Source organism: Streptomyces sp. NBC_00631, from assembly GCF_045206895.1.
Taxonomy (GTDB): Bacteria; Actinomycetota; Actinomycetes; order Streptomycetales; family Streptomycetaceae; genus Streptomyces.
In genome coordinates, this window is sequence record NZ_CP107734.1 from 10,026,828 (window position 1) to 10,050,930 (window position 24,103).

23 protein-coding genes are annotated in these 24,103 nt (G+C 72.4%); 13 read left to right on the forward strand and 10 right to left on the reverse strand.

Going from position 1 to position 24,103, the window contains the following annotated elements; genetic code table 11:
• Positions 1 to 309 precede the first annotated feature (309 nt).
• Together OHB00_RS45085 and OHB00_RS45090 are read left to right on the forward strand one after the other, a co-directional pair.
• The gene (locus tag OHB00_RS45085) at positions 310 to 1,572 is read left to right on the forward strand and encodes a PHB depolymerase family esterase (RefSeq protein ID WP_406446281.1); all 1,263 of its coding nucleotides are present in this window, start codon (positions 310 to 312) and stop codon (positions 1,570 to 1,572) included.
• Positions 1,573 to 1,610: 38 nt separating this feature from the next.
• The gene (locus tag OHB00_RS45090; RefSeq protein WP_406443946.1) at positions 1,611 to 2,936 is read left to right on the forward strand and encodes an SGNH/GDSL hydrolase family protein; all 1,326 of its coding nucleotides are present in this window, start codon (positions 1,611 to 1,613) and stop codon (positions 2,934 to 2,936) included.
• 100 nt (positions 2,937 to 3,036) lie between these two features.
• Here the strand turns inward: OHB00_RS45090 and OHB00_RS45095 are convergent, their stop codons facing one another.
• Positions 3,037 to 4,524: a PucR family transcriptional regulator gene (locus OHB00_RS45095; protein WP_406443947.1), complete on the reverse strand. Its 1,488-nt coding sequence runs from the start codon at positions 4,522 to 4,524 to the stop codon at positions 3,037 to 3,039.
• A 151-nt stretch (positions 4,525 to 4,675) separates the two neighbouring features.
• Between OHB00_RS45095 and speB the strand changes: the two genes are divergently transcribed.
• The 4 genes from speB to OHB00_RS45115 are packed head-to-tail and all read left to right on the forward strand — an operon-like array spanning position 4,676 to position 8,278.
• Positions 4,676 to 5,644, forward strand: coding sequence for an agmatinase (gene speB / locus OHB00_RS45100; protein WP_406443949.1), 969 nt, complete (start codon positions 4,676 to 4,678; stop codon positions 5,642 to 5,644).
• Positions 5,641 to 7,209: a purine-cytosine permease family protein gene (locus OHB00_RS45105; protein ID WP_406443950.1), complete on the forward strand. Its 1,569-nt coding sequence runs from the start codon at positions 5,641 to 5,643 to the stop codon at positions 7,207 to 7,209. Before speB ends, OHB00_RS45105 begins: the two co-directional genes overlap by 4 nt.
• A gap of 5 nt (positions 7,210 to 7,214) precedes the next feature.
• Complete coding sequence (locus tag OHB00_RS45110) at positions 7,215 to 7,868, forward strand: cyclase family protein (protein WP_406443952.1); 654 nt, start codon at positions 7,215 to 7,217, stop codon at positions 7,866 to 7,868.
• Positions 7,865 to 8,278: a YybH family protein gene (locus tag OHB00_RS45115; protein ID WP_406443954.1), complete on the forward strand. Its 414-nt coding sequence runs from the start codon at positions 7,865 to 7,867 to the stop codon at positions 8,276 to 8,278. The genes OHB00_RS45110 and OHB00_RS45115 overlap by 4 nt, the downstream gene beginning before the upstream one ends.
• Positions 8,279 to 8,290: 12 nt before the next feature.
• On the opposite strand, the gene OHB00_RS45120 is transcribed toward OHB00_RS45115, so the two are convergent.
• The 7 genes from OHB00_RS45120 to OHB00_RS45150 form a co-directional block, all read right to left on the reverse strand.
• Complete coding sequence (locus tag OHB00_RS45120) at positions 8,291 to 9,643, reverse strand: nucleobase:cation symporter-2 family protein (protein ID WP_406443956.1); 1,353 nt, start codon at positions 9,641 to 9,643, stop codon at positions 8,291 to 8,293.
• A gap of 120 nt (positions 9,644 to 9,763) precedes the next feature.
• Positions 9,764 to 11,107, reverse strand: a complete 1,344-nt coding sequence (locus OHB00_RS45125) for an FAD-dependent oxidoreductase (protein ID WP_406443958.1) — start codon at positions 11,105 to 11,107, stop codon at positions 9,764 to 9,766.
• A gap of 239 nt (positions 11,108 to 11,346) precedes the next feature.
• Positions 11,347 to 12,033 carry a TetR/AcrR family transcriptional regulator gene (locus OHB00_RS45130; protein ID WP_406443959.1) on the reverse strand — a complete coding sequence of 229 codons (687 nt, stop codon included), beginning with the start codon at positions 12,031 to 12,033 and terminating at the stop codon, positions 11,347 to 11,349.
• Between the two features lie 136 nt (positions 12,034 to 12,169).
• The gene (locus tag OHB00_RS45135; RefSeq protein ID WP_406443961.1) at positions 12,170 to 12,892 is read right to left on the reverse strand and encodes an HAD family hydrolase; all 723 of its coding nucleotides are present in this window, start codon (positions 12,890 to 12,892) and stop codon (positions 12,170 to 12,172) included.
• A gap of 27 nt (positions 12,893 to 12,919) precedes the next feature.
• Complete coding sequence (locus OHB00_RS45140; protein ID WP_406443963.1) at positions 12,920 to 13,591, reverse strand: phosphatase PAP2 family protein; 672 nt, start codon at positions 13,589 to 13,591, stop codon at positions 12,920 to 12,922.
• A 55-nt stretch (positions 13,592 to 13,646) separates the two neighbouring features.
• The gene (locus OHB00_RS45145) at positions 13,647 to 14,582 is read right to left on the reverse strand and encodes a M56 family metallopeptidase (protein WP_406443965.1); all 936 of its coding nucleotides are present in this window, start codon (positions 14,580 to 14,582) and stop codon (positions 13,647 to 13,649) included.
• A gap of 95 nt (positions 14,583 to 14,677) precedes the next feature.
• Positions 14,678 to 15,220, reverse strand: a complete 543-nt coding sequence (locus OHB00_RS45150) for a DUF5134 domain-containing protein (protein ID WP_406443967.1) — start codon at positions 15,218 to 15,220, stop codon at positions 14,678 to 14,680.
• A 165-nt stretch (positions 15,221 to 15,385) separates the two neighbouring features.
• On the opposite strand from OHB00_RS45150, the gene OHB00_RS45155 reads away from it, so the two are divergent.
• Entirely contained in the window at positions 15,386 to 17,050 is a 1,665-nt protein-coding gene (locus OHB00_RS45155) for an FUSC family protein (protein WP_406443969.1), read from the forward strand.
• Positions 17,047 to 17,646 (forward strand): MarR family winged helix-turn-helix transcriptional regulator, encoded by a 600-nt coding sequence (locus OHB00_RS45160; protein ID WP_406443971.1) that lies wholly within the window; start codon positions 17,047 to 17,049, stop codon positions 17,644 to 17,646. Before OHB00_RS45155 ends, OHB00_RS45160 begins: the two co-directional genes overlap by 4 nt.
• 336 nt (positions 17,647 to 17,982) lie before the next feature.
• Here OHB00_RS45160 and OHB00_RS45165 read toward each other — a convergent pair whose 3' ends face one another.
• Entirely contained in the window at positions 17,983 to 18,375 is a 393-nt protein-coding gene (locus OHB00_RS45165; protein ID WP_406443973.1) for a VOC family protein, read from the reverse strand.
• 131 nt (positions 18,376 to 18,506) lie between these two features.
• Here OHB00_RS45165 and OHB00_RS45170 point away from each other — a divergent pair, with 131 nt between their 5' ends.
• On the forward strand, positions 18,507 to 19,046 hold the full coding sequence (locus tag OHB00_RS45170; RefSeq protein ID WP_406443975.1) for a GNAT family N-acetyltransferase: 540 nt from the start codon (positions 18,507 to 18,509) through the stop codon (positions 19,044 to 19,046).
• Positions 19,047 to 19,061: 15 nt separating this feature from the next.
• Here OHB00_RS45170 and OHB00_RS45175 read toward each other — a convergent pair whose 3' ends face one another.
• Positions 19,062 to 19,745 (reverse strand): glycerophosphodiester phosphodiesterase, encoded by a 684-nt coding sequence (locus OHB00_RS45175; RefSeq protein WP_406443977.1) that lies wholly within the window; start codon positions 19,743 to 19,745, stop codon positions 19,062 to 19,064.
• A 413-nt stretch (positions 19,746 to 20,158) separates the two neighbouring features.
• On the opposite strand from OHB00_RS45175, the gene OHB00_RS45180 reads away from it, so the two are divergent.
• The 4 genes from OHB00_RS45180 to OHB00_RS45195 all read left to right on the forward strand — a co-directional run bounded on the left by OHB00_RS45180 (position 20,159) and on the right by OHB00_RS45195 (position 24,080).
• Entirely contained in the window at positions 20,159 to 21,556 is a 1,398-nt protein-coding gene (locus tag OHB00_RS45180) for a DUF6421 family protein (RefSeq protein ID WP_406443979.1), read from the forward strand.
• Between the two features lie 38 nt (positions 21,557 to 21,594).
• A complete protein-coding gene (locus OHB00_RS45185) occupies positions 21,595 to 22,344 on the forward strand; it encodes an SDR family NAD(P)-dependent oxidoreductase (protein ID WP_406443980.1) in 750 nt (249 codons plus the stop codon).
• Positions 22,341 to 23,411 carry a threonine aldolase family protein gene (locus OHB00_RS45190; RefSeq protein WP_406443982.1) on the forward strand — a complete coding sequence of 357 codons (1,071 nt, stop codon included), beginning with the start codon at positions 22,341 to 22,343 and terminating at the stop codon, positions 23,409 to 23,411. The genes OHB00_RS45185 and OHB00_RS45190 overlap by 4 nt, the downstream gene beginning before the upstream one ends.
• 78 nt (positions 23,412 to 23,489) lie before the next feature.
• A complete protein-coding gene (locus tag OHB00_RS45195; RefSeq protein WP_406443984.1) occupies positions 23,490 to 24,080 on the forward strand; it encodes a transglutaminase domain-containing protein in 591 nt (196 codons plus the stop codon).
• Positions 24,081 to 24,103: the final 23 nt, after the last annotated feature.

Here is a 24,103-nt window from a genome sequence, read left to right on the forward strand (position 1 = left end):
GAACGGAACGTAGGATGCAAGCGCTTTCTAGTCAACGCTTCGCGCAGCATCCGTTCCGTTCGCCCCGCGTCTGCGCGAAGTGGCGTGGGAGCGCTTCCATGGATGGCCGTGTCCATGCCACCATGCCGGGAGTTCCCCGCACGACGCCGCACCGAGCCGCGATCAGAAAGGGACAACGACGTGCCCCCCACACCCGGTCCCACACCCAGCTCCCCTCCCGGCCCCAGCTTCGGCCCCGGACTCGGCTCCCCGCCCGGCCCCGCCCTCAACACACCGCGAACCAGGTCGCGTCCGGCCCTCCTCGCCCTGCTGGCGGCGCTGGTGTTACTGCCGCTGCTCGCGGTGACGGCCGTCTTCGCGCCCGCCGCCTCGGCCCGCCCCGCCGCCGTCCCCGCGGCGACGCTCACCGAGGTCACCGGCTTCGGCGACAACCCCAGCGGCCTGCAGATGTACGTGTACGTGCCGAACAGCGTCACCGCCCACCCGGCCGTCGTCGTGGCCGTGCACTGGTGCGGCGGGTCGGCCTCCGCCATGTACTCGGGGACCGAATGGGCCGCGCTGGCCGAGCAGTACGGCTTCGTCGTCGTGTATCCCTCGGTGACGCGGGCGAGCAAGTGCTTCGACGTGTCGTCGCCGCAGGCGCTGCGCCGGGGCGGGGGCAGCGATCCGGTCGGCATCAGGTCCATGGTCGGATGGGTGACCGCCAACTACGCCGCGGACACCGGGAAGGTCTTCGTCACCGGTATTTCGTCCGGCGCGATGATGACCAATGTCCTGCTGGGTGACTACCCGGACGTGTTCGCGGCCGGTGCCGCCTTCTCCGGTGTTCCCTTCGGCTGCTTCGCCACCACCGACGGCTCCGAGTGGAACAGCGCCTGTTCCGGCGGCACCATCACGCACACCCCGCAGGAGTGGGGCGACCTGGTGCGTGCCGCCTACCCCGGCTACACCGGTCCCCGGCCACGGATGCAGCTCTGGCACGGCACCGAGGACACCACCCTCGCCTACGCCGAGTTCGGGGAGGAGATCAAGCAGTGGACGAACGTCCTCGGTGTGAGCCAGACGCCGGCCGCCACCGACAGCCCGGCCAACGGCTGGACCCGTACCCGGTACGGAGCCACCGGTGACCAGGCCCCCGTCGAGGCGATCAGCGTGCAGGGCGTCGGCCACAGCCTCTACACCTACGGCATGGCCGCCCGCGCCCTCACCTTCTTCGGCCTGGACAGCGGCGGCACCGCGCCCCAGCCCCCGGCCGGCGCCTGCAGGGTGACGGTCACCACCAGCGCCTGGAACACCGGACTGACCGCCTCCGTGACCATCACCAACACCGGTACGACGACGGTCAGCGGCTGGCAGCTCGGCTTCACCCTGCCCGCCGGCCAGACCATCACCAACGGCTGGAACGCCACGTACAGCCCCGGGTCCGGTGCGGTGACGGCGGCCAACATGTCGTACAACGCCACGATCGCGCCGAACGCGAGCGTGAGCATCGGCTATCAGGCCACCCATACCGGCAACAGCGCGGCGCCCACCGCGTACTCGCTCAACGGCACCCCCTGCACGGTCAGTTGACAACAGCTTTGCCGCCGCCCCTCGCCAGGAAGGTCCCCGTGAAGCCGCAGCCCGGCAGAACGCCGCTCGCCACGCTCCTCAGCACCTGCGTCCTCGCCCTCGCCCTGGTGGTGACCACCACGGCCGTCACCGCGCTGGTCCGCAGCCCCCGTCAGGTCACCTCGGCCGGCCGTCAGGGCAGCCACTGGGTGAACACCTGGACCGGGATGCCCCAGCTCACCGAGGCCGGCAATCTGCCACCCGCGCCCTTCACGGGGGAGAAGTCGGTCCTGGCCGACACCACCCTGCGTCAGACCGTCCGCGTGACCGTCGGCGCGCACCGGCTCCGGCTGCGCTTCTCCAACGCCTACGGGGACACCGCGCTGCCGCTGACCGCGGTGACCGTGGCGCTGCCGGCGGGCGGCCGGGCGGGGGTCTCCGCGGTCGTTCCCGGCAGTCTGCACCCGGTGACGTTCTCCGGGCGTGCCGCGACCGTCGTACCCGTGGGGGCGCAGGTCGTCTCCGATCCCGTGGACTTCGAGCTGGTCCCGGGATCCGATCTCACGGTCACGGCGTACACCGCGCAGGGTCAGCCCGATCTCGCGCTCACCTCGCACCCGGGTTCGCGCACCACGTCGTACCTCGTCGGCGGCGATCACACGCGGGACCCGGATCTGACGGGTGCGACCGCGGTCGACCACTGGTACCTGCTGAGCGACGTCGAGGTCCTGGCGCCCGCCGCGACCCGGGCCGTGGCCGTCCTCGGCGACTCCCTCACCGACGGCCGGGGGTCCACGACCAACGGCAACGACCGCTGGCCGGACCAGTTCTTCGACCGGCTGCGGTCCCGGGCCGGCACCTCGGACATCGCCGTGCTCAACCAGGCGGCAGGCGGCAACCGGGTCCTCGCCGACGGCCTCGGCCCCAATGTCCTGGCCCGGCTCGACCGGGACGTCCTCTCCCGCAGCGGGGTCTCGTGGCTGATCGTCTTCGAGGGCGTCAACGACATCGGCACCGCCGCGGCCACCCCGCAGGCCCAGCAAGCCGTCGCCGACGACCTCATCGCCGCCTACCAGCAGATCGTCGTCCGCGCCCACGCCCAGGGCATCCGCGTCTACGGAGCCACCCTGCTGCCCTTCGGCGGCAACGCCTACGACGACGGCGCGGGAGTGCGCGAGGCGGCCCGGCAGCGCGTCAACGCCTGGATCAGGGGGCACGGGCACTTCGACGCGCTGATCGACTTCGACCGGGTGGTCCGGGACCCCGCCGATCCGAGCCGTCTGCGGGCCGACCTCCAGGTGGGGGACTGGCTGCACCTCAACCCGGCCGGGTACGGGGCCCTGGCGGCGGCAGTGCCGGCGGGGCTGTTCCGCACATCCGGGTGACCGCGTACCCGCACCGGCCGGGCCCGGCGCGGGCTACGCGCACCAGCGGTCCCGGCCTGGTCGGTGGCGGGTCCGGGACAGCCGTGCGGGAGCCCCGGGGCTACGGTCCCGCCACCGCCACGCCGAGTTCGGTCGCCGCGCGCACGGCGAACCAGACCTCGGTGAAGGCGGCGGTCGTCGACAGGTCCCGCCCGGTCACCTCGCCGAACCGGCGCAGCCGGTAGGCGAGGGTGTTCGGGTGGATGTGGAGGGCCGCGGCGGCGTCCTCGGTACGGCGGTCGCGCTCCATCCAGGTGCGGACGGAGGCCAGCAGCTGCGACCCGTGCGCCTCGTCGTAGCGCAGGGCCTCGCCGAGGACCTGCTCGACGAGTGCCGCCAGCAGCCGGCGGTCCTCGGGCAGCCAGCGCCCGGTGGCGTCCTCGCCGTAGTGGAGGAGCGGCTTGCCCGCCTCCTCGGCGCGTCCGGCCGCCCATTCCGCCTCCTGCTGGGCCACCCGGAGCGGCTCGCCGACGGCGAAGGGGCGGCTCACCCCGCACACCGCGCCGGGCAGGTCGGCCAGGGCCTCGGTGAAGCCGGGTTCGGTCAGGACCAGCCGGTCCTCGCCGCGGCGCAGGGTCAGATGCGGATGGTCGGACAGGGCGCCGTCCAACTGCTCGTCCTGGGTGCGCCTGAGCACCGCGAGGACGACGGGCCGCTGCGTGTCCAGGCCGTGGTGGGCCAGCCGGCGCTGGGCGCCTGCCGGGTCGAGGGTGTCCTGGAGCATCTCGGCGAGCGTCTCCGCTCCCTCCCGGCGCAGCACTTCGCGTTCCTGGCGGACCATCGCGAGCCGCAGGGCGGCGACGGTGGCCAGGTGCTGGACGACGGCCAGCCCGGCCGGACGGGCGCCGGCCTGTTCCAGCGCGACCAGGTAGCCGGCCGCGCCACCCGGGCCGAGGACCGGGAGCACGAAGCCGCCGGGCACGGTCGGCGGGGCGTCCGGGTCCGCCGGCAGCACCGAGAGGTCCTCGGGCGCCGCGACGCCGGGCAGCAGCGGGCGCCCCTGAGGGGTGCACAGGAAGAGGCGGTAGCCGCTGAGCTGCTCAAGACGGTCGAACAGCGCGGGGATGTCGAGGTTCTCCTCGGCCATCCACCGCAGCGCGCCGAAGACCTGGAGCTGGGCGCCGAGCCGTTCGGCGGACTTCTCGCTGACCGCGGCGGCGACCTCCTGCGCGATGGTGACGAAGGGGACGGTGAGCGGCACCTCCAGCACCGGGAAGCCGCGCTGCTCGGCCGCGGCGAGGAAGGCCTGCCGCAGCGGCGGGGTGCGCAACTGGGTGCTGAGCACCAGCGCCGCGACACCCGCGTCGTCGAGCCGCTCCAGATAGCGCCGCTGCGCCTCGCCGCCGCGGGGCACGGCGAGGCCCACGGTCATGAGGACCTCCGAGCCCTGGAGCCAGGGCGTGGGGTCCTCCAGCTCGCTGACGTGCGCCCAGGAGACCGTGCGGCCCAGGCCGCCGCCGCCCGCGAGCAGGCGTATCTGCAGCGCCGGGAACGACAGGAGGTCGCCGACGGTGAGAACGGAACGAGGCGTGGCTTTGTGGTCGGACACAAGACAACAGTAGTTCTTCATGCTGTCAACAATTGACCCTGCCGTTCGGCCGTCCGCAGACTGAGGCATCCCTCGCTACCGGAACCACTCGCTCCGGTCCGAGGCCCGCCCACCCGGCGGTGCACGCCCAGACCCGACAGGAAGGTGCCCGATGACGACCGAGCCCCGTGGACCCGTGGACTCCTCCCGCGTCCCCCGCTACGCGGGACCGGCGACCTTCGCCCGGTTGCCGCGGCTCGACGAGGTGCCCCGCGCGGACATCGCCGTCGTCGGCGTCCCCTTCGACACCGGTGTCTCCTACCGGCCCGGCGCCCGGTTCGCCCCGGCCGCGGTGCGCGAGGCGTCCCGGCTGCTGCGCCCGTACCACCCCGGGCTGGACGTGTCGCCGTTCGCGGCGGCGCAGGTCGCCGACGCCGGTGACATCCCGGTGAACCCGTTCGACATCAACGAGGCGATCGAGACCGTCGAGCACGAGGCCTCCCGGCTCCAGTCCGACGGCACGAAGCTGGTCACCATCGGCGGCGACCACACCATCGCGCTGCCGCTGCTGCGCGCCGTCGCCAAGCGGCACGGACCGGTCGCCGTCCTCCACTTCGACGCGCACCTCGACACCTGGGACACCTACTTCGGCGCCGAGTACACCCACGGCACCCCGTTCCGCCGCGCCGTCGAGGAGGGCATCGTCGACACCGAGGCGCTCAGCCACGTCGGCACCCGCGGCCCCCTGTACGGCAAACGGGACCTGGAGGAGGACCGCCGCCTCGGGTTCGGCATCGTCACCTCCTCCGACGTGCTGCGCCGCGGCGTCGACGAGACGGTGGACGCGCTGCGGCAGCGCATCGGAGACCGGCCGCTGTACGTGTCCGTCGACATCGACGTCCTCGACCCCGCACACGCCCCCGGCACCGGTACCCCGGAGGCCGGCGGCATGACCTCGCGTGAGCTGCTGGAGATCCTGCGCGGCCTCGCCGGGCTCAACCTGGTCGGCGGCGACGTCGTCGAGGTCGCGCCCGCCTACGACCACGCCGACATCACCTCCGTCGCCGCGTCGCACGTCGCCTACGACCTGATCAGCCTGTTCACCCTGGACTCCGCCGGCCCTCGCGAGGAGCAGACATGACCACCAGCCCCCAAGCGGAGCAGCACGACGCTCCGGCGCTGACCGAGATCGAGACGTACGGGGTGGAGCGCATCCCGGACGCCGACCGCACCGCCCGGCCACTGGACCTGTTCCGGGTCGCCTTCGGCGGCGCGAACACCTTCGCCACCTGCGTCCTCGGCGCCTTCCCGATCCTGTTCGGGCTCTCCTTCTGGCAGGGCCTGGCGGCCACCGGCCTCGGGCTCGCCGTCGGCGCGCTCATCCTCGCGCCGCTGGCCGTGTTCGGGCCGCTGAACGGCACCAACAACTCGGTGTCCTCCTCCGCCCACCTGGGCGTGCACGGCCGGGTCGTCGGCTCCTTCCTCTCCCTGCTGACCGCGGTCGCCTTCTTCTCCATCTCCGTGTGGTCCTCCGGCGACGCCCTGGTCGGCGGCGCGCACCGGATGTTCCACCTGCCGACCAACGAAGGCGTCTACGCGCTCGCGTACGGGCTGTTCGCCGCACTGGTGCTGACGGTGTGCATCTACGGCTTCCGGTTCATGCTCTTCGTGAACAAGATTGCGGTGGCCGCCGCCTCCCTGCTCTTCGTCCTGGGCCTCTTCGCCTTCGGGGGCGACTTCGACCCCGGCTACCAGGGCAGCTTCCACTCGCTGAGCACCCCCGGTTTCTGGCCGGCCTTCATCGGCTCCGCGCTGATCGTGCTGTCCAACCCCGTCTCCTTCGGCGCCTTCCTCGGCGACTGGGCCCGCTACATCCCCGCCGACACCCCCCGCCGCCGGGTCATGGGCGCGGCCTTCCTCTCCCAGGTCGCGACGATCCTGCCGTTCTTCTTCGGCCTGGCGACCGCCTCGATCATCGCCGCGAAGGCGGGCAACTTCCTCGACCCGAGCGCCCCGGACTACGTGGGCGGCCTGCTGGCGGTCTCGCCCTCCTGGTACTTCCTGCCCGTCTGCCTGCTCGCACTGATCGGCGGCATGTCCACCGGCACCACCTCGCTCTACGGCACCGGCCTCGACTTCGCCAGCGTCTTCCCCCGGTTCAGCCGGGTGCAGGCCACGGTGTTCATCGGCGTCCTGTCGATCTCCTTCATCTTCGTCGGCCGTTTCGCCGCCAACCTGACCCAGTCGATCTCCACCTTCGCGACGCTGATCATCGTGTGCACCGCGCCGTGGATGGTCATCATGACCCTGGGCTTCCTCACCCGCCGCGGCTGGTACGACCCCGACTCGCTCCAGGTCTTCAACCGCCGCCAGCGCGGCGGACGTTACTGGTTCACGCACGGCTGGAACTGGCGCGGCCTGGGCGCCTGGCTGGCCTCCGCCCTGCTCGCGGTCCAGTTCGTCAACCTCCCGGGCCAGTTCGTCGGCGCCCTCGGCGATCTCGCGGGCGGCGTGGACATCTCGCTGCCCGTCGGACTGGGCCTGGCCGCGGTCGTCTACCTCGCGCTGCTGTGGCTCTTCCCCGAGCCCCGCGCCGTGTTCGGTCCCGAGGGCCCGCGGCTGGTGCGCGCCGTCGACGCACCGGTGCCGCCGATCACCGCCGCGGACGGCGTCCCCGTCGCCGTCCCGGAACCGGCGGAGGTGTGAGCCGGATGCGCCTGATCGACCTGTCCGTGCCGCTGCGCACCGGGATGCCGGTCTACCCCGGCGACCCGCAGGTGGACATCCGGCCCGCGCTCACCGCGGCCCAGGACGGTGTCAACGTCCTTCAGGTGCACATGGGTTCGCAGTCCGGCACGCACGTGGACGCCCCCTCCCACATCGAGGACGGTCTGCCCGCGCTGGACCAGCTGCCGCTGGACCGTTTCGACGGCCCCGCCCACGTCGTCGACGCCCGGGGCCTGGCGCCCCGGGCGGCCATCGGGGCGGACCTGCTCGCCCGGGTCCCGGCCGGCCGGATCGTGCTGATCGCCACCGGCTGGTCCGCGCACTGGGGCACCGACTCCTACCACGACCACCCCTGGCTGACCCAAGAGGCGGCCGCCCTTCTGGTCGCCCGGGGTGTGTACACCGTCGGCATCGACGCCCTCAGCGTCGACCCGACCCCCGGCGAGACCCTTCCCGCCCACCGCATCCTGTGCGGCGCCGACGCCGTCATCGTCGAGAACCTCACCAACCTCGCCGAGGTCCTCGACGCCCAGCACGCCGGCCACGACGTCCACGTCAGCCTCTTTCCCCTGCACCTGCCGGGCGCGGACGGCGCACCCGTCCGCGCCGTGGCCCGGATCTCGGAGCCGAAGCCTTGAGCAACGACCACGACACCGCCCTCGCCGCGGCCGACGCCCTGATCGCCGCCTTCGCCGAGGGCCGCACCGACGACTACTTCGACGCCTTCGCGGCCGACGCGACCTTCGTCTTCCACACCACCGACCGGCGACTGGACTCCACCCAGGAGTACCGGGCTCTGTGGCAGAAGTGGAGCGACGAGGACGACTTCCGCGTCCTGTCCTGCGACTCGAACGACCGCCGCCTCCAACTCCTCGGCGACACGGCCGTGTTCACCCACTCGGTGACCACCCGGATCGCCACCACGGCCGGCGAGGAGGTGCTGCACGAGCGCGAGACCATCGTCTTCCACCGCTTCGGCGGCACGGACTGGCGGGCGGTTCACGAGCACCTGTCCGCCGACCCGTCCAGCGCGGCCGCACCCTCCTAGTCACCAGCCCGGCTAGGCCGGTCCGGCTCCGGTGGCGACCGTCCCCGAGGCCGAATCCGCCCTGGCCGGCAGGTGGTTGAAGAGCAGGTTCAGGACGATCGCCGTCAGGCAGCCCGCGCTGATGCCGCTGTTCATCACCGTCTGGAACCAGTCCGGGAACTTCGCGTAGACCGTCGGCACGCCCACCGGCAGCACGCCGACCGCCACCGAGACGGCCACCACCGTCAGGTTGTGGTTGCCCCGGAAGTCGACGGCCGCCAGGGTGCGCAGGCCGCTCGCCGCGACCGTGCCGAACATCACCAGGCCCGCGCCGCCCAGCACCGGCGCCGGAATCGCCGCGACCACCGCGCCCAGCTTGGGCAGCAGCCCGAGCAGCACCAGGATGCCGCCGGCCGCCGCGACCACCCAGCGACTGCGCACCCGGGTCATGCCGACCAGGCCCACGTTCTGCGCGTACGCCGTGTACGGGAAGGTGTTGAAGACACCGCCGAGGACGGTCGAGAGGCCGTCGGCGCGCAACCCGTCGGCGAGGGAGCGCGGCTCGACCTCGCGGCCGGTCAGCTCGCCGACCGCGAGCAGGTCACCGGTCGTCTCGGTCATCGTGACCAGGGCCACCACCAGCATGGAGACGACCGCCGACGCCTTGAACGTCGGCGTCCCGAAGTGGAACGGCGTGCTGATGCCCAGCCAGTCGGCGTCCCCGACCCCGCTGAAGTCCGTGAAGCCGAAGGGCACCGCCACCGCCAGGCCCACCGCGATGCCGAGCAGGACCGCGATCCTGGCGAGGTAGGCGGGGGCGAACCGTTGCACGCCGATCACCACCGCGAGCACGAAGGCCGCCAGTGCCAGGTTCTTCGGCTCCCCGAAGTCCTTGGCACCGGCGCCGCCCGCCGCCCAGTTGCCCGCGACCGGCAGCAGCGAGACACCGATGATCAGGATCACCGTGCCGGTGACCAGCGGCGGGAAGAAACGCAGCAGCCGGCCGAAGACGGGTGCGAGCAGCATGATCGCGAGGCCCGCCACGATCACCGAGCCGTAGATCGCGGGGAGCCCGCCGCCGGTCGTGCCGATGAGGACCATCGGGGAGACCGCCGCGAACGTGCAGCCCTGCATGATCGGCAGCCGGACGCCGAATCGCCAGAAGCCGACGCACTGGATGAGGGTGGCGATGCCGCACACCAGCAGGTCGGCGGTGATCAGATACGCCAGGTCGGCGGGCGACAACTTCATCGCGCCGCCCACGATCAGCGGGACGGCGACCGCGCCCGCGTACATCGCGAGCACGTGCTGGAGGCCGAACGCGGCCAACTGCCGTACGGGTGGGACCTCGTCGACGGGATGGACGGAGGCGCTGGTGGGGGCCATGGGGACTCCAGAGCGGGGACGACAGCCGGACAGCACGAGACGGTAAGCGGGTTGAACAGTTTGTTGATTTCCGACTCGTTGCCGATACGTGTCATGCCCACCTGATCGCCTGCGACTCCGCTACGCCCCCGAGCGTGCCGCCGCCAGCAGGGAGTTCCAGTCGGCCAGCTTGACCACGCTCCGGCCGAGCCGGGCGCCGAGCGCCGCCTCGGCCCGCTCGATCGCCTGCCATCCCGTCCACCCGACCGGCTCGACGCCCGCCGAGCGCAGCGCGGCGACCGGATCCTCGGGCACCTCCTTGCGCAGCAGCGCGGGCGCGTCCGCCAGGAGGGAGGTCACCGTCTCCTTGGCGTCGGGCCGGTTGGTACCGATGACGCCGGTCGGGCCCCGCTTGATCCAGCCGGCGACATAGTCGCCGGAGACGCCGAAGCAACTGTGCAGGACCCGGCCCGCCTCGTGGGGCACGGTGCCGCTTCTCTCGTCGAACGGGAGCCCCTCCAGCGGTACTCCCCGGTAGCCGATCGACCGCAGCACCAGCTGCGCCTCGACCGTCTCGTACCGCCCGGTGCCGCGCACCCCGCCGCGCCCGTCCGGCTCGGTGCGTTCGAAGACCACCGCGCCCACCCGTCCGCCCTCGTCGATCAGCTCGACCGGGCGCAGGAAGAACCGCAGCCGGATGCTGCGGTCCGCGCCCCGGCCGCCGGCCTCGCCCCAGCCGCGCAGCACCTCCACGTTGCGACGCCGGGCGGCGGGCAGTGCGGACGGGTCGGCACAGGCCGGGTCGAGCGCCAACTCGTCCGGCTCCACCCGGACTTCGGTCTCCGGCAGCCCGGCCAGCTCGCGCAGCTCCTTCGTGGTGAACCGGGCCTGCGAGGGGCCCCGCCGCCCCACCACGTGGACCTCTCTTATCCGGCTCGCCGCCAGCGCCGTCAGTGCCTCCTGCGGCATGTCGGTGGGGCTCAGCTCCGCCACGCCCCGGGCCAGCATCCGCGCCACGTCCACCGCGACGTTGCCGACCCCGATGACCACCGCCGACCGGGCGTCGCGCACGAACCCGGCGTCGATCGCGTCGGGATGCGCGCTGTACCAGGACACGAACTCGGTCGCCGACCAGCTGCCCGGCAGCTCCTCACCGGGAATCCCGAGCCGCCGGTCGGTGGCGGCGCCCACGCAGTACACCACCGCGTGGTACAGCTCCCGCAGCCGCTCCACAGACACCCCGCCGGTGCCCCCGACCCGCACCCCGCCGAGGAAGCGCACCCGCTCGTGCTCCAGGACGGCGCGCAGGTTCCCCTGAAGCGACTTGATCTTCTCGTGGTCCGGGGCGACGCCGTACCGCACCAGTCCGTACGGGCACGGCAACCGGTCCAGAACGTCCACGAGGACCGTGGGGTCGAGCTGGACGAGGTTCTGGGCGGTGTAGCACCCGCTCGGCCCGGAGCCGACGACGGCGACACGCAACACAGGGGGACTCCTTGCCCGAGGGGCTGGTGGCTCCAGCATCCCACCGGCGCGGCCGCCTCGACAGGGGCCGCAGGGGTGACGCGGACGCGTGTCCACGGCTGCGCGATGTGATCATGAGATCACGTTGTGTGTGCGACTGGGGTGTCGTTTCTTGGTCTTCACAGCGCTCGGGCCGACGCGCTCGCCGGTGCGTGGCCCGCGCTGTCCCATTCCTGACACCGCGTCACGCCCTGTGCCGGCTAACCGGGTTCGGAATCGGACGCGGATCCGGGCCCGGTCCGGTCCTCGGTCGCGAAGAACCGGGACAGGTCCTGCCGCTCGGCCGCCGACGAGGACTCCGGGAGCCTGCCCAGCTCCCAGTCGAGCCCGTAGCGCTCGAACAGTTCCGCCCGCAGCGCCGGGATCGGCATCGGTACCCCGGGCACCAGCGCCGCGTACACCGCCCCCATCAGCATGGCGCGCAGCATGGGGTAGTCGGCCTCGACCTGGGCCGAGCCGTACCGGGCGACGGTGTCGCCCAGCAGCTCCGCCAGCCGGCGCTGCTCGGGGCACTGTACGAAGCCCTCGGCCTGGAGCAGCCCCGCCATGTGCTGGCGCATCAGCACCGGACGGTCGTGCGCCAGCCCCAGGATCGCGTCGATGGCCCGGGCCAGCCGCTCCCGCCCGTCCTCGGAGCGCGGCTCATGCTCCAGCGCCTCCTCCAGCGTGCGGTGCATCAGCCGGTGCACGGCGGACTGGACCAGCTGGCGCTTGCCGGGGAAGTAGTACGACACCAGGCCGCGCGCCGATCCCGCCCGGTCCGCGATGGCGCCCAGCGTGGTCGCCTCGAAGCCGTGCTCGTCGACCAGCTCCACCGCGGCCTGGAGCAGCCGCTCGCGCGAACGCCTGCGCAGTTCTTCATTGACCGAGGGGCTGCGCGGGGACATTCTGGAACTCCTGCGTTGACTGGCTGCCAGCCAACTATAATCGACGCAGCGGGCACCGCCCTGCGCGGGGCCTGTTCAGGGCTGCCGTCCGTCCGGGGCGACACGGGGGAGCGTCTCGGGCGGACGGCGCGACAGATCAGGCCCGGGTGGGCGTGGCCGGTCGGCGGGCCACGCCCACCATCTCCAGGACCGCCAGCAGCGCGTCCGGCCGTTCGGCCGCCGGCAGAGGGTCCACGAAGTGCACCCGGCAGCCGAGCGCCGCCGCCCCGCCGTCGGCGGGCCTGCTGTCCCCGACCATCAGCGTCTCGGCCGGCGCGGCCCCGAGAGCCTCCAGCGCGACCGTGAAGAGCCGCGGATCCGGCTTCTGGACACCGTGCTCGTACGACAGGACGTAGGCGTCCACGTAGGCGTCGAGCCCGTGCTCGCGGAAGACCGGGCGCAGGTCCCAGCCGATGTTGCTGACCACACCGACCCTGATCCCGTGCTCGCGCAGCGCGGCCAGCACCTGGGCGGCGTCCGGGTACGGCGTCCAGGCCCGCGGGTCCATGTGCCGCTCGTACAGGGCGTCGTGCAGAGCCGGGTCCGGCAGCGCCACCCGCCGGGACAGGCCGGTGTACGCGGCGCGGTGCAGTTCCGCGCTCTCGTCGCGCACCGCCCACACTGCGGACAGCTCCTCGGGCAGTGCGGCCGGGAAGGCCCCGCCGGGCTGTGCCCCGGCCGCCTCCAGCGCCTGTGCGGTCTGCGTCAACTCCGCTTCGGTGAGCGGTGTTTCGGCCTCGGTGAGCACCGCCCGCAGCCAGGATTCGGCGGACTCGGTGCGGAAGAGGGTCCCGGAGAAGTCGAAGAGCACGGCAGTCATGTGCCGGACTCTACCGACGGCCGGGGGCTACGGGTGGGGGTGGCCCCGGCCGTCGCGCTCCCACTCGTACGCCAGTACCGCCAGCGCCACCACCAGGGCCCCGAGCAGCCAGCCGCCGAGCACGTCCGAGGGCCAGTGGACGCCGAGCCACACCCGGGTCAGGCCCACGCCCACGACCGAGACCCCGGCCGCGGCCAGGGCCGTACGCCATATCGCGCGGCGGGTGCCGCAGCGGTGCAGCAGCCACAGCAGCAGGCCGCAGACCACCGTGGCCGTCATGGTGTGCCCGGACGGGAAGGCGGCGTAGTGGGCGGAGTCGACAGGGTCGGGCCACACCGGGCGCGTGCGGCCGACGGCGGCCTTGAGGGACTGCTGGGCGACCGTCCCGAGCGCGCAGGTCAGGGCCAGCCACAGGGCGGTCCACCACGCCGAGTGCCGCCACACCAGCCACACCGCGACCACCGCGCACAGCAGGCGCATGGTCAGCGGGTCCCAGACCCAGTCCGCCAGGACGCGCAGCACCTGTGTGGTGCCGTGGTCGGCCACGGCCCAGCGGTGGGTGGCGTCGGCGATGTCCTCGTCCATAGCGACCAGGGGAGGCCACTCGCCGGCGACGAGGGCGAGCAGCAGCGCCGAGGAGAGGGCGAGCACGGCGGTCGCGAGAAGGGGAGCCGGACGGTCACTGGGTGGCGGGCGCATGGCGTGATCTTTGCCGAATCATTGCCCGCAGGGCAATTCCCCTGAGGGCACGGCTTCACCTGAAGGCGCGCAGGCTGGGTACCAGCGCCACCAGCACCGGGATCACCGGTACCAGGGCGGCCGTCGCGGTCAGCCGCAGCCGATGCCGGGCCGGGAGGCGGTCCGGGGCGGCGAGCAACCGGTGGACCCGCTGCGGGACATGGGCGTGCGGGGTCGGTACGGGGCCGAACACGCCCCGGTCCTCGTTGAGTTCGACCAGGGCGAGCGCGGTGGTGAGGCGGCCGTGGCGCCGGGAGGCCACGTCGTCGGCGGCCAGTTCGACCAGCCGGTGCATCTCGCCCCGGAACGCGGCGAACACCGGGATCTGCGGGAACCCGCCGGCCAGCGCGCCCGAGCAGTGCAGCAGCCAGTCGTGGCGGGCCTGTGCGTGGCCCTGCTCATGTGCGAGGACCGCGTCCAGCCGGCGCCCTTTCAGGCGGCGCAACGCGGCGGTGGTGACCACGAGTCGGGGCGCCGCTCCCGGCAGCCACCAGGCATCCGGACGGTCACCCTCAAGGACGACGAGCCGGCCGTCGGCCGCTTCCTCGCCGGGCAACAGGGGTGCCCGGAGCAGGAGTTCGGCTTGTTCCCGGCCGCGCCTCGACCTGGCCCGCGCGATCTCGCGCACCAGCATCACCCCGCTCCACAGCCCGGCGCAGGCGAGGGCCACCGCGGTCAGGGCCGCCCACGGACCGGTCGTACCCAGCGCGTAGGCGTCCACCACCCCGCTCGGGGCGCTCGCGAACACGTGCCCGCGCACCGCCTGCCAGGCGGCCGCCGCGCTCAGCGTCATCGACAACGCGCAGCACAGCAGGACGGCCGCCACCACGCACTGCCACACCCACAGCGCGACCACCGGCTCCCGGTCCGTCCAGTCGGCCCGGGCGAGCAACCGGGGGCCGGCCACGGCGGTCAGGGCGCCTAGCAGCAACAGTGCCACGGGGACCATCATGGCCAGCACCCTATGATCGGGGAACCGCCCACGGGTACAGACCGTTGCGCCAAAGTGACGCAAGCAACGTTTGCGGCGCGAGTGCTGTCACGTCCTCACAGCGCCAGCAGCATCGCCACCATGCCGATCCCCATCGACAGCCGGCACGCCCGCGCCAGCTCGGGCCGGTCGCCCCACCGGACCGCACCCGACCCGGCGGCCACCGTGACCGGGACCAGCCGCATGCCGGACAGCAGCACATAGCCGGTGAAGTAGAGCAGCAGCGACCCGGTCACCAGCGGGATCCCGGCGCCGCCGTGATGGTGGGCACCGGGGGCGGCCGCCATCGCCGCCGCCATGTAGACCATCGCCGCTGCCCCCACCAGATGGTGCAGATGGTGCGGACTGCTGCGGGCGCTCCACAGGGCGCGCAGCGCGGCCGCGCCGAACACCGCCGCGTACAGCGGCCACGCCCACTGCGGCGGGGTGAACACCGTCGCGGGCACGGCCATGACGGCCATGCCGAACCCCATCAGCGCCTCACCGCCCGCGGATCGCCGCTGCTCCTCGACCCTGCTGCGCATCCGCAGCAGACAGTAGGCCCCGGTCGCCGCGCACAGCGCGACCAGCAGCCAGCCGGGCGAAGCCGGTCCGTGCACGGCGCACCTCCCCGCTCGACGTCGCGTCGAGGGATGCGATGCCCTGGCCGTACGGCGCGCACGCGAGCGCAAGGATGTACACGGGGAGCATTCGCCGGAGCACAGCCTGTGACCAGGGCTGTTCGAAAGTGCTTTACGAGTAAAACACGTGCTAAATTAATAGACATGAGCACCGCACCCCCCACGACCGCACGCCGTCTGCCCCTCGCCGGTGCGCTGCGCCTCGGCCGGCCCTCCGACATCTGGTTCAAGCCCGCCTGCAGCGTGGTCGCCGCGGTCGCTCCGCCCAACCTGACCCTGCTGGCCCTCGGCCGCCTCGACCTGGCGATGTACACGATGGCCGGCTCCCTGTGCGCCCTCTACGGCCACAACCGCCCCTACCCCGCCCGCGCCCGCACCCTGGCCCGGGTGATCCTCGGCATGGTCGGCGGCCTCGCCCTCGCCCTGACCGCCGCCTCGCTCACCACGAACGCGGCGGTTCTGGTCACCGCCGGCGCCCTCATGGCCGCCGTGCAGAAGGTCCTCTGCGACGCCACGCGCGTCGGGCCGCCCGGGAACGTAATCCTCACCTTCATCAGCTCCGCGTCCCTGTTCGCCCCGCAGACCCTCGGCCAGGTCCCCGGCCACGTCGGCCTCGCCCTGGCGACGGGCGCCTGGGCCTGGCTGGTCGGCATGGCCCCCGGGCTGCTGCGCCCGCACGGTCCCGAACGCCGGGCCACCGCCCACGCCCTGAACGCCACGGCCGCCTACGCCGACACCCACGGCTCCGGCCACGGCCACGACCACGACCGGGCCCGTGCCACCGCGGCCGCCGCCGTACAGGCCGCCTGGCAGTCCCTGCTCGCCACCGGCGCCCGCACCGACCGCACCCGGCGCGCCCTCGAACACCTCGTCGTCCGAGCCGAGGTCGCCCTCGCCGCCCCCACCGACGCCGACCCCCGGCTGCTCCGCGGCTGGGCCCGTGACCTGCGCGGCACCGGACGCGTCCCGTGGGTCGCCGGAGCCGACGACGACCTGCTCGGCGTCGACGCCGAACGCGCCGTACCGCAGCGCCCGTTGTGGCGCAGGCTCGGCCCGCTCACCCCCCTCGCCGTCCGCACCGCGCTCGGCTGCGCCCTCGCCGGTTACGCCTCCCTCGCCCTCGGCGTCGGCCGCCCCTACTGGGCGCTGGTCACCGCCGCCTCCCTCTACCAGGCCAACGTCACCCTCACCTGGAGCCGGGGCGTCCAGCGAGTCGTCGGCAACCTCGTCGGCGTCCTCGTCTTCGCCGCCGTCGTACCGCTCGCCCATCTCCACCCGGCCGTCCTGGTGCTGTGCTGCCTCGCCTTCAACTTCGGCGCCGAGGCGCTGATCGGCCGCAACTACTGGCTCGGCAGTGTCTGCGTCACTCCGATGGCCCTGCTCATCACCGAGTTCGCCCGCACCCAGGACGCCGGGCAGCTGATCACCGAACGGGTCGTGGACACCCTGGTCGGCGCGCTCGTCGGCTTCGCCACCGCCGTCGTCGTCACCGACCGGCGGGCCGGCGACCGCATCGAACACGCCCTGACCGCCGTCGAGCGGGCCCGCGAACAGGCCGCCCGGCTGCTCGCCGAGCCGCAGCCGGCCCCGCGTGCCCTGCAGACCGCCCGGCGCACCCTGTCCGCCGCCCTGGCCGAACTGCGCGCCACGGCCGACGCCGCGTCCGGCGAGTGGTGGCAACGCGCGCTGCCCCAGGAGCGGGTCGTGCTCGCCGAGCAGTCCGGACACCGTACGCTCGCCGCGACGGTACGACGCCAGGGAGCGCACTCCTGGGACGGCGCGAGGACAACGGAGGACGTACGGCCATGACGGCGACCAACGGACGACCGGCGGCCGGGAACGACGCGGGGAGGGGCACGGGCGGGGGCTCGGCCGACGAGGGTGCGGGCAAGGGGGCCGGCCTGGACGACACGGTCGCGGCAGTCGTCCGGCAGTGGCGCAGTGTCCACCCCGCGCTGGACACCGGGCCCATGGAGGTCATCGGCCGGATCAACCGCTGCGCCGCCCTCCTCCAGCAGGCCGAGGACGCCCCGCTGCGCCGGGCCGGCCTCAGCCGCCCCGAGTTCGACCTGCTCGGCGCGTTGCGTCGCACCGGCCACGAGCTGACCCCGAGCGAGCTCGCCAAGGAGACCTTCTCCTCCGGTGCCGCCGTCACCAAACGCCTCAAGCAGCTCACCGAGCGCGGACTGGTCGAGCGGCGTGGCGACGCCCGGGACCGCAGGGTCGCCCACCTGCGCCTCACCGACGCGGGCCGCGACCTCGTCGACGGCATCCTGCCCGAGCAACTCGCCTACGAGACAGCCGTGCTGTCCGTCCTCGCCCCCGAGGGCCAGGACGAACTGGCGGACCTCCTCGCCGAGTTGCTGGGCCGCCTGGAGGGAAGGATGGGCGCACTCCGGGCCTGACCCATCCCGCGCTCCTCCCGCACCGGCCACCCTGCAGACGCAGACCCCGCGCCCGCGGGCCGCCCTGCGGACGCCGAGCCGCGCGCCTGCGTGGGCCGTCTTGCGGACGCCGAGCCCCGTGCCTCGGGGGCCGTCTTTCAGGCGTCGAGCCGCGTGCCTGCGGGCCGTCCTGCGGGCGTCGAGCCGCGTGCCTGCGAGGGCCGTCTGTCTTGCAGGCGTCGAACCGCGCGCCCGTGGGTCGGCCGGTACGGCGAGGCGGGGGCCGTCACCGACGTCGGCTCGCCTTCGGACGCGAGTCTCCGCCACCGAAACCGGCCCATCGGGCGTCGCCCGCCGCTAGATCCCCGGCCGGTAGCGCAGCGGGTGGTCGGCCGGCACCTCCACCAGCACGATCCTGATCCCGTCCGGATCGGCGATCCACATCTCGACCAGGCCCCATGGCTCCTTCACCGGCGGCCGCACGATCTCGACGCCCTTCGCCACCAGCTCCTCGTGCGCCGCATCGACGTCCGCGACCTGCAGCCACAGCTGCACGGCAGGTGAGGCCGGGGTCTCGGACCGTCCGGAGACCTCCAGGAACCCGCCGCCGAGGAAGTAGACCGTGCCGCGCTCCGGGCCCTCCCCGAACTCGCGGTAGACGGCGAGACCCAGCCGCTCACCGTAGAAGGCGCGGGAGAGCTCGGGGTCGGTGGGGTGGATCAGCGTACGGCTGCTCAGTACATGCACCATGCGACCGGAGCGTAGTGGCAGGCCACCACAGGGGCCGGGAGCCCGGCGGCACGGGGGCCGGGAAGCGGAGCCGAGCCGCGGCGATAGGCTCGTGCCCGGCTCAGTCGCGCTTGAGATCGGAGAAACCGCCCATGGAGAACGCCGCCGCCGGACTGACCTTCCGTGAGGCCACCGACGCGGACGTGGACGTCCTGGTCGCGTTGATCGAGTCCGCCTACCGGGGAGACGACAGCCGGGTCGGCTGGACCACGGAGGCGGACATCCTGGAGGGGCAGCGCACCGATCCCGAGGGCGTCCTCCAAGTGATCAAGGCGCCGGACGGCAAGCTGCTCACCGTCGAGCAGGGCGGCCGGGTCGTCGCCTGCTGCCAGCTCGAACACCGCGGTACCCACGCCTACTTCGGCATGTTCGCGGTGAGCCCCGCCCTCCAGGGCGGCGGCCTCGGCAAGATCGTCATCGCCGAGGCGGAACGCCAGGCGCGCGAGGACTGGGGCGCCACGGAGATGCACATGACGGTGATCTCGGTGCGTGACGACCTGATCGCCTGGTACGAGCGGCGCGGCTACCGCCGTACGGGAGAGATGACGCCGTTCCCGTACGGCGAGGAGCGCTTCGGCATTCCCCAGCGGGACGACCTGCAGTTCGAGTTGCTGGTCAAGCCGCTGGTGTGAGGCGCCGGCCGGGGTTCACGCCGTGAAGCGGGCGGTGCGCTTGATCTCCGGGTAGTCGGTCGTCGCGCCGTCCAGCTGCAGCGCGCGCACCAGCCGCAGCTGGTCCTGGGTGTTCACCACCCAGGCGATCACCCGCAGATCCGCCTTGCGGGCGTGCTCGACGACCTCCAGGGTCAGCCGCCGGATGTTCAGGCAGAGGGTCGCCGCCCCCGCCTCCTGGGCCCGCTCCACCACGTCCGTGCCGTACCGGCTGGCGATCAGCGCGGTGCGCACCCCGGGCACCAGCCGGGCGATCTCGGCGACCGCCTCGTCGTGGAACGAGGACACCTCCACCCGGGACACCAGGTCCCGCCGCTGCATGACGTCGGCCAGCGCCCGGGCCGCGGCCACGTCCTTGATCTCGGCCTGCAACGGCGTCCGCACCGCTTCCAGGACCTCCTCGAACACCGGCACCCGTTCGCCCCGGCCCGCGTCGAGCGCACGCAGCTCCTCCAGGGTCTTCTCGGCGATCGGGCCGGTGCCGTCGGTCGTGCGGTCCACCTCCGCGTCGTGCATGACGACCAGGGCGCCGTCCTTGCTGAGATGAAGATCGAGTTCGATCAGATCGAGGCCGGCCTGCTGGGCGGCGACGAAGGAACGGAGGGTGTTCTCGGGCTCGACGCCCATGACTCCGCGGTGACCGATGGTAAGGAAGTTCAAGATTCAACTCGCTTCCGTCGACGGCGGCGGTGGGGGCAGGCGCGCGAACCGTACGACGGACGTCGCTGTCCACGCGGCTGGGCGCAGCCTAATGGCCGCCCGTCGCGATGAACCCGTACGTACACGGGGGTATTGGTGCGCCGGGTGTGCGACGCCTGGTCCGTGCCCCGGTCGGCGGTCACCCGGGGGTGGGCGAGTCCCGCCGCGCCTTGACCGGCCGGATCCGTGCGGTCCTCCGAAGCTGACGTCCTGTCACCGGCCGTAGTGAATGTGAGCGTCTTCACGGTTTCGCACAGGAAAAAGCGCGGTGTAGATGGGGTGTCGCAGGATAATTTCCTGAGGGCCCCCTTGCTCGGAGAAACCTCGTATGCATACGGTGTCCTTACGGAAGCTTCTCCCGTGGAGGATGGGTCATGACGGAAATTCTTGTGCAGGTGGGTTCGGAGGAGCAGGTTCCTCCCGTGACCAGGGTGGTCGAACACCCGGCGTGGCCCGTGCTCAAGGATTCCGTGGAACGGATCCGGCCATGGCAGGCCAAGGACGGGTCCATCGACTTCGAGGCCGAGGGCGCGCCCGCGCGGGCCGACGCCGAGGCGGCCGTACGGCGTGTCGTAGAGGCCGTGGAGGTGCTGTCCCCGCTGCTCCCGCACGACGCCGACTACCACCACGCGCTGGTGGCGGACCTGCGGCGCTGGGCCGCCGACGGTTTCCAGGTGCCCGACTTCCTCGACTCGCTGCTGGCCTTCCAGCCCGCCGCGGGCCGCGCGGACGGCCTGCAGCACCTGGTCGTCTTCCCGATGTACACGCAGAACGGCAACCCGGACCGCAACCTGGAGGCGGTCGTGCTGCGCATGGTCTGGCCGGACTGGCTGGCCGAGCTGGAGCGGACCCGCTACGACAACCCGCTGTTCTGCGGCATCAAGTTCGAGGACTTCACGGCCGGCTACGACACCAACTCCGCCGTCCTCTTCCCCGAGACCATCGCCGTACGCGAGGCGCCGGAACGATTCTCCTGGGGCGGCATCTTCTGCGACCGCGAGGCCGCCCGCTTCCGCCGGGTCACCGACGCGGCCGTCGGCATCCTGGGCCTGAACCTGCCCGAGGACATCGCCGCCATGGTCCACGACCAGAAGCGCTGCGAGGAGGCCTTCGTGCTGTGGGACATGGTCCACGACCGCACCCACAGCCACGGCGACCTGCCCTTCGACCCGTTCATGATCAAGCAGCGCCAGCCGTTCTGGATGTACGGCCTGGAGGAGCTGCGCTGCGACCTCACTGCCTTCAAGGAGGCCGTGAAACTGGCGGCCGACGGGGTCCCGCAGGCCCGTGACGTGCAGTACGCGGTGCTCTTCGACCGGATGTTCCGCTTCCCGGTCACCGGCGACCGCGTCCGCAACTACGACGGGCTCGGCGGCCAGCTGCTCTTCGCCTACCTGCACAAGCACGACGTGCTCCGCTGGACCGACAACAAGCTCGCCATCGACTGGGAGCGTGCCCCGCAGGTCACCAACCAGCTGTGTGCCGAGATCGAGAAGCTGTACAAGGACGGCATCGACCGGCCGAAGCTCGTCCACTGGTTCGCCGGCTACGAACTGGTCGCCACCTACCTCGCCCCGCACCCGGGCTCCAGGTGGGCCAAGGGTCCGGACGCCCTCGACCTGACCCTGCCGCCGCGCAAGCTCGTGGACGACGTGCTTCCCGACGAGTTTCCGCTGAGCATGTTCTACGAGGCCCTGTCCAAGAAGCTCAGGAACGTGATCGCCGAGACCAAGGGCATCACGGCGGACAGCGCCGAGCCGGTCGCCGCGTGAGCGACCGGCTGCGGAACACTGCTCAAGAGGGGAAGCACATGGCGGGCAACGGGTCTCTCAGTGGTGCGGTGATCGCGGTCGCCGGGGCCGGCGGACCGGCGGGCCGGGCGACGCTGGTGCGCCTGGCGGAGGCGGGCGCCACCGTCGTAGGGGCGGACAACGATCCGCAGCGCCTTTCGGAGGCCGTGGACGCGGCTCGCTACGCGTCCGGCGGCGCGAGCGTCACGGGTGACACGGTGGATCTGCTCGATCTCCGGTCCACCCGGGACTGGGCCACCCACGTCGAGAAGGACTTCGGCCGCGTCGACGGCCTGGTGCACCTGGTCGGCGGCTGGCGCGGCAGCGAGACCTTCACCAAGACCAGCCTCGACGACTGGGACTTCCTGGAGCTGCTGCTCGTCAAGACCGTGCAGCACACCTCCCTGGCCTTCCACGAGGCGCTGCAGCGCAGCGAGCGCGGCCGGTACGTCCTGATCAGCGCCGCCGCCGCGAGCAGGCCCACCGCGGGCAACGCCGCGTACGCCGCGGGCAAGGCCGCCGCCGAGGCGTGGACGCTCGCTCTGGCCGACTACTTCCGCAAGGCCGGGGGTACCGAGGGTCCGACCTCCGCCGCTGCCATCCTGGTGGTGAAGGCGTTGGTGCACGACGCGATGCGCGCCGAGCGGCCCAACGCGAAGTTCGCGGGCTTCACCGACGTCAAGGACCTGGCCGAGGCCATCGAAGGCGTCTGGAGCAAGTCCGCCGCCGAAGTGAACGGAAACCGTCTGTGGCTGACCGAGAAGCCGTGAACCCTCCGAAGACCGACGCGCGTCGCCACCACGACCCGCAGGTCCGCGGTTTCGCCAGTGACAACTACGCCGGTGCGCATCCGGAGGTGCTGGCCGCCCTGGCCCTCGCCAACGGCGGCCATCAGGTGGCGTACGGCGAGGACGAGTACACGGAGAACCTCCAGCGGATCGTCCGCAGCCACTTCGGGGCCACCGCGGAGGCCTTCCCGGTCTTCAACGGCACCGGCGCCAACGTCGTCGCGCTCCAGGCGGTCACCGACCGCTGGGGCGCGGTGATCTGTGCCGAGAGCGCGCACATCAACGTCGACGAGGGCGGCGCCCCCGAGCGCATGGGCGGCCTCAAGCTGCTCACCGTGCCCACCCCCGACGGCAAGCTCACGCCGGAGCTCATCGACCGGCAGGCGTACGGCTGGGACGACGAGCACCGCGCGATGCCGCAGGTCGTCTCGATCACCCAGAGCACCGAGCTGGGCACCCTCTACACACCGGAGGAGATCCGGGCGATCTGCGAGCACGCCCACGCGCACGGCATGAGGGTGCACCTGGACGGCTCCCGGATAGCCAACGCGGCGGCCTCCCTGGACGTCCCGATGCGCACGTTCACCAACGCCGTCGGCGTCGACATCCTCTCCCTGGGCGGCACCAAGAACGGCGCGGTGTTCGGCGAGGCGGTGGTGGTGATCAACCAGGACGCCGTCAGCCACATGAAGCACCTGCGCAAGCTGTCCATGCAGCTCGCCTCCAAGATGCGCTTCGTGTCGGTGCAGCTGGAGGCGCTGCTCGCCAAGGACCTGTGGCTGCGCAACGCCCGGCACGCCAACGAGATGGCCCAGCGGCTCGCCGAGGGCGTCCGGGCCGTGCACGGGGTGGAGATCCTCCACCCCGTGCAGGCCAACGGCGTCTTCGCACGGCTCCCGCACGACGTGAGCCTGCGCCTCCAGAAGCGCTTCCGGTTCTACTTCTGGGACGAGGCGGCCGGGGACGTGCGCTGGATGTGCGCCTTCGACACGACCGAGGAGGACGTGGACGCGTTCGTGGCGGCGCTCAAGGAGGAGATGGCGCGCTAGCTCCCTTCGCTGCATAGATATGCGATCACCTGAAAAATCATTGGCGCTCGGGTGATCGCGTTCCTATGCTCTGCGGGCATGGAGCTGATCCAGAACACCGCCGACCTGTCCGCATACCTGGCCGCTGACGAGGTCATCGACCACCTTCATCCGCTGGTCCGGGAGACGGCCGCCCGGCTGACCGCGGAAGTCGAGGACTCGTATGCCTATGCACGCGCCGCATACGAATACGTACGGGACGCCATCCCGCACTCCGCGGACGCGGGCGATCCGCGCGTCACCTGGCGCGCCTCGGACGTGCTGGAGCAGCGCACCGGCATCTGCTACGCCAAGGCGCACGCCCTGGCCGCCCTGCTACGGGCCGAGGACATCCCCACGGCCCTGTGCTACCAGCGGCTCGCGGACGACGTCGGCGGTCACGTGGTGCACGGCCTGATCGCCGTCCGCTTCCGCGGCGCCTGGCACCGGCAGGACCCGCGTGGCAACAAGGCGGGCGTGGACGCCCGGTTCTCCCTCGACGGCGAACGGCTGGCCTGGATCCCCGACCCGGAGTCCAATGAGATGGACTATCCAGTCCTGTATGCTGAACCCCATCCGGTCGTGCTCGGTGCGCTCAGAGCGGCGCCCGACCGCCCGCACCTCTGGAAGACGCTCCCCACCGCGCTCTGAGGCCGGCAGACGACTCTCACGCG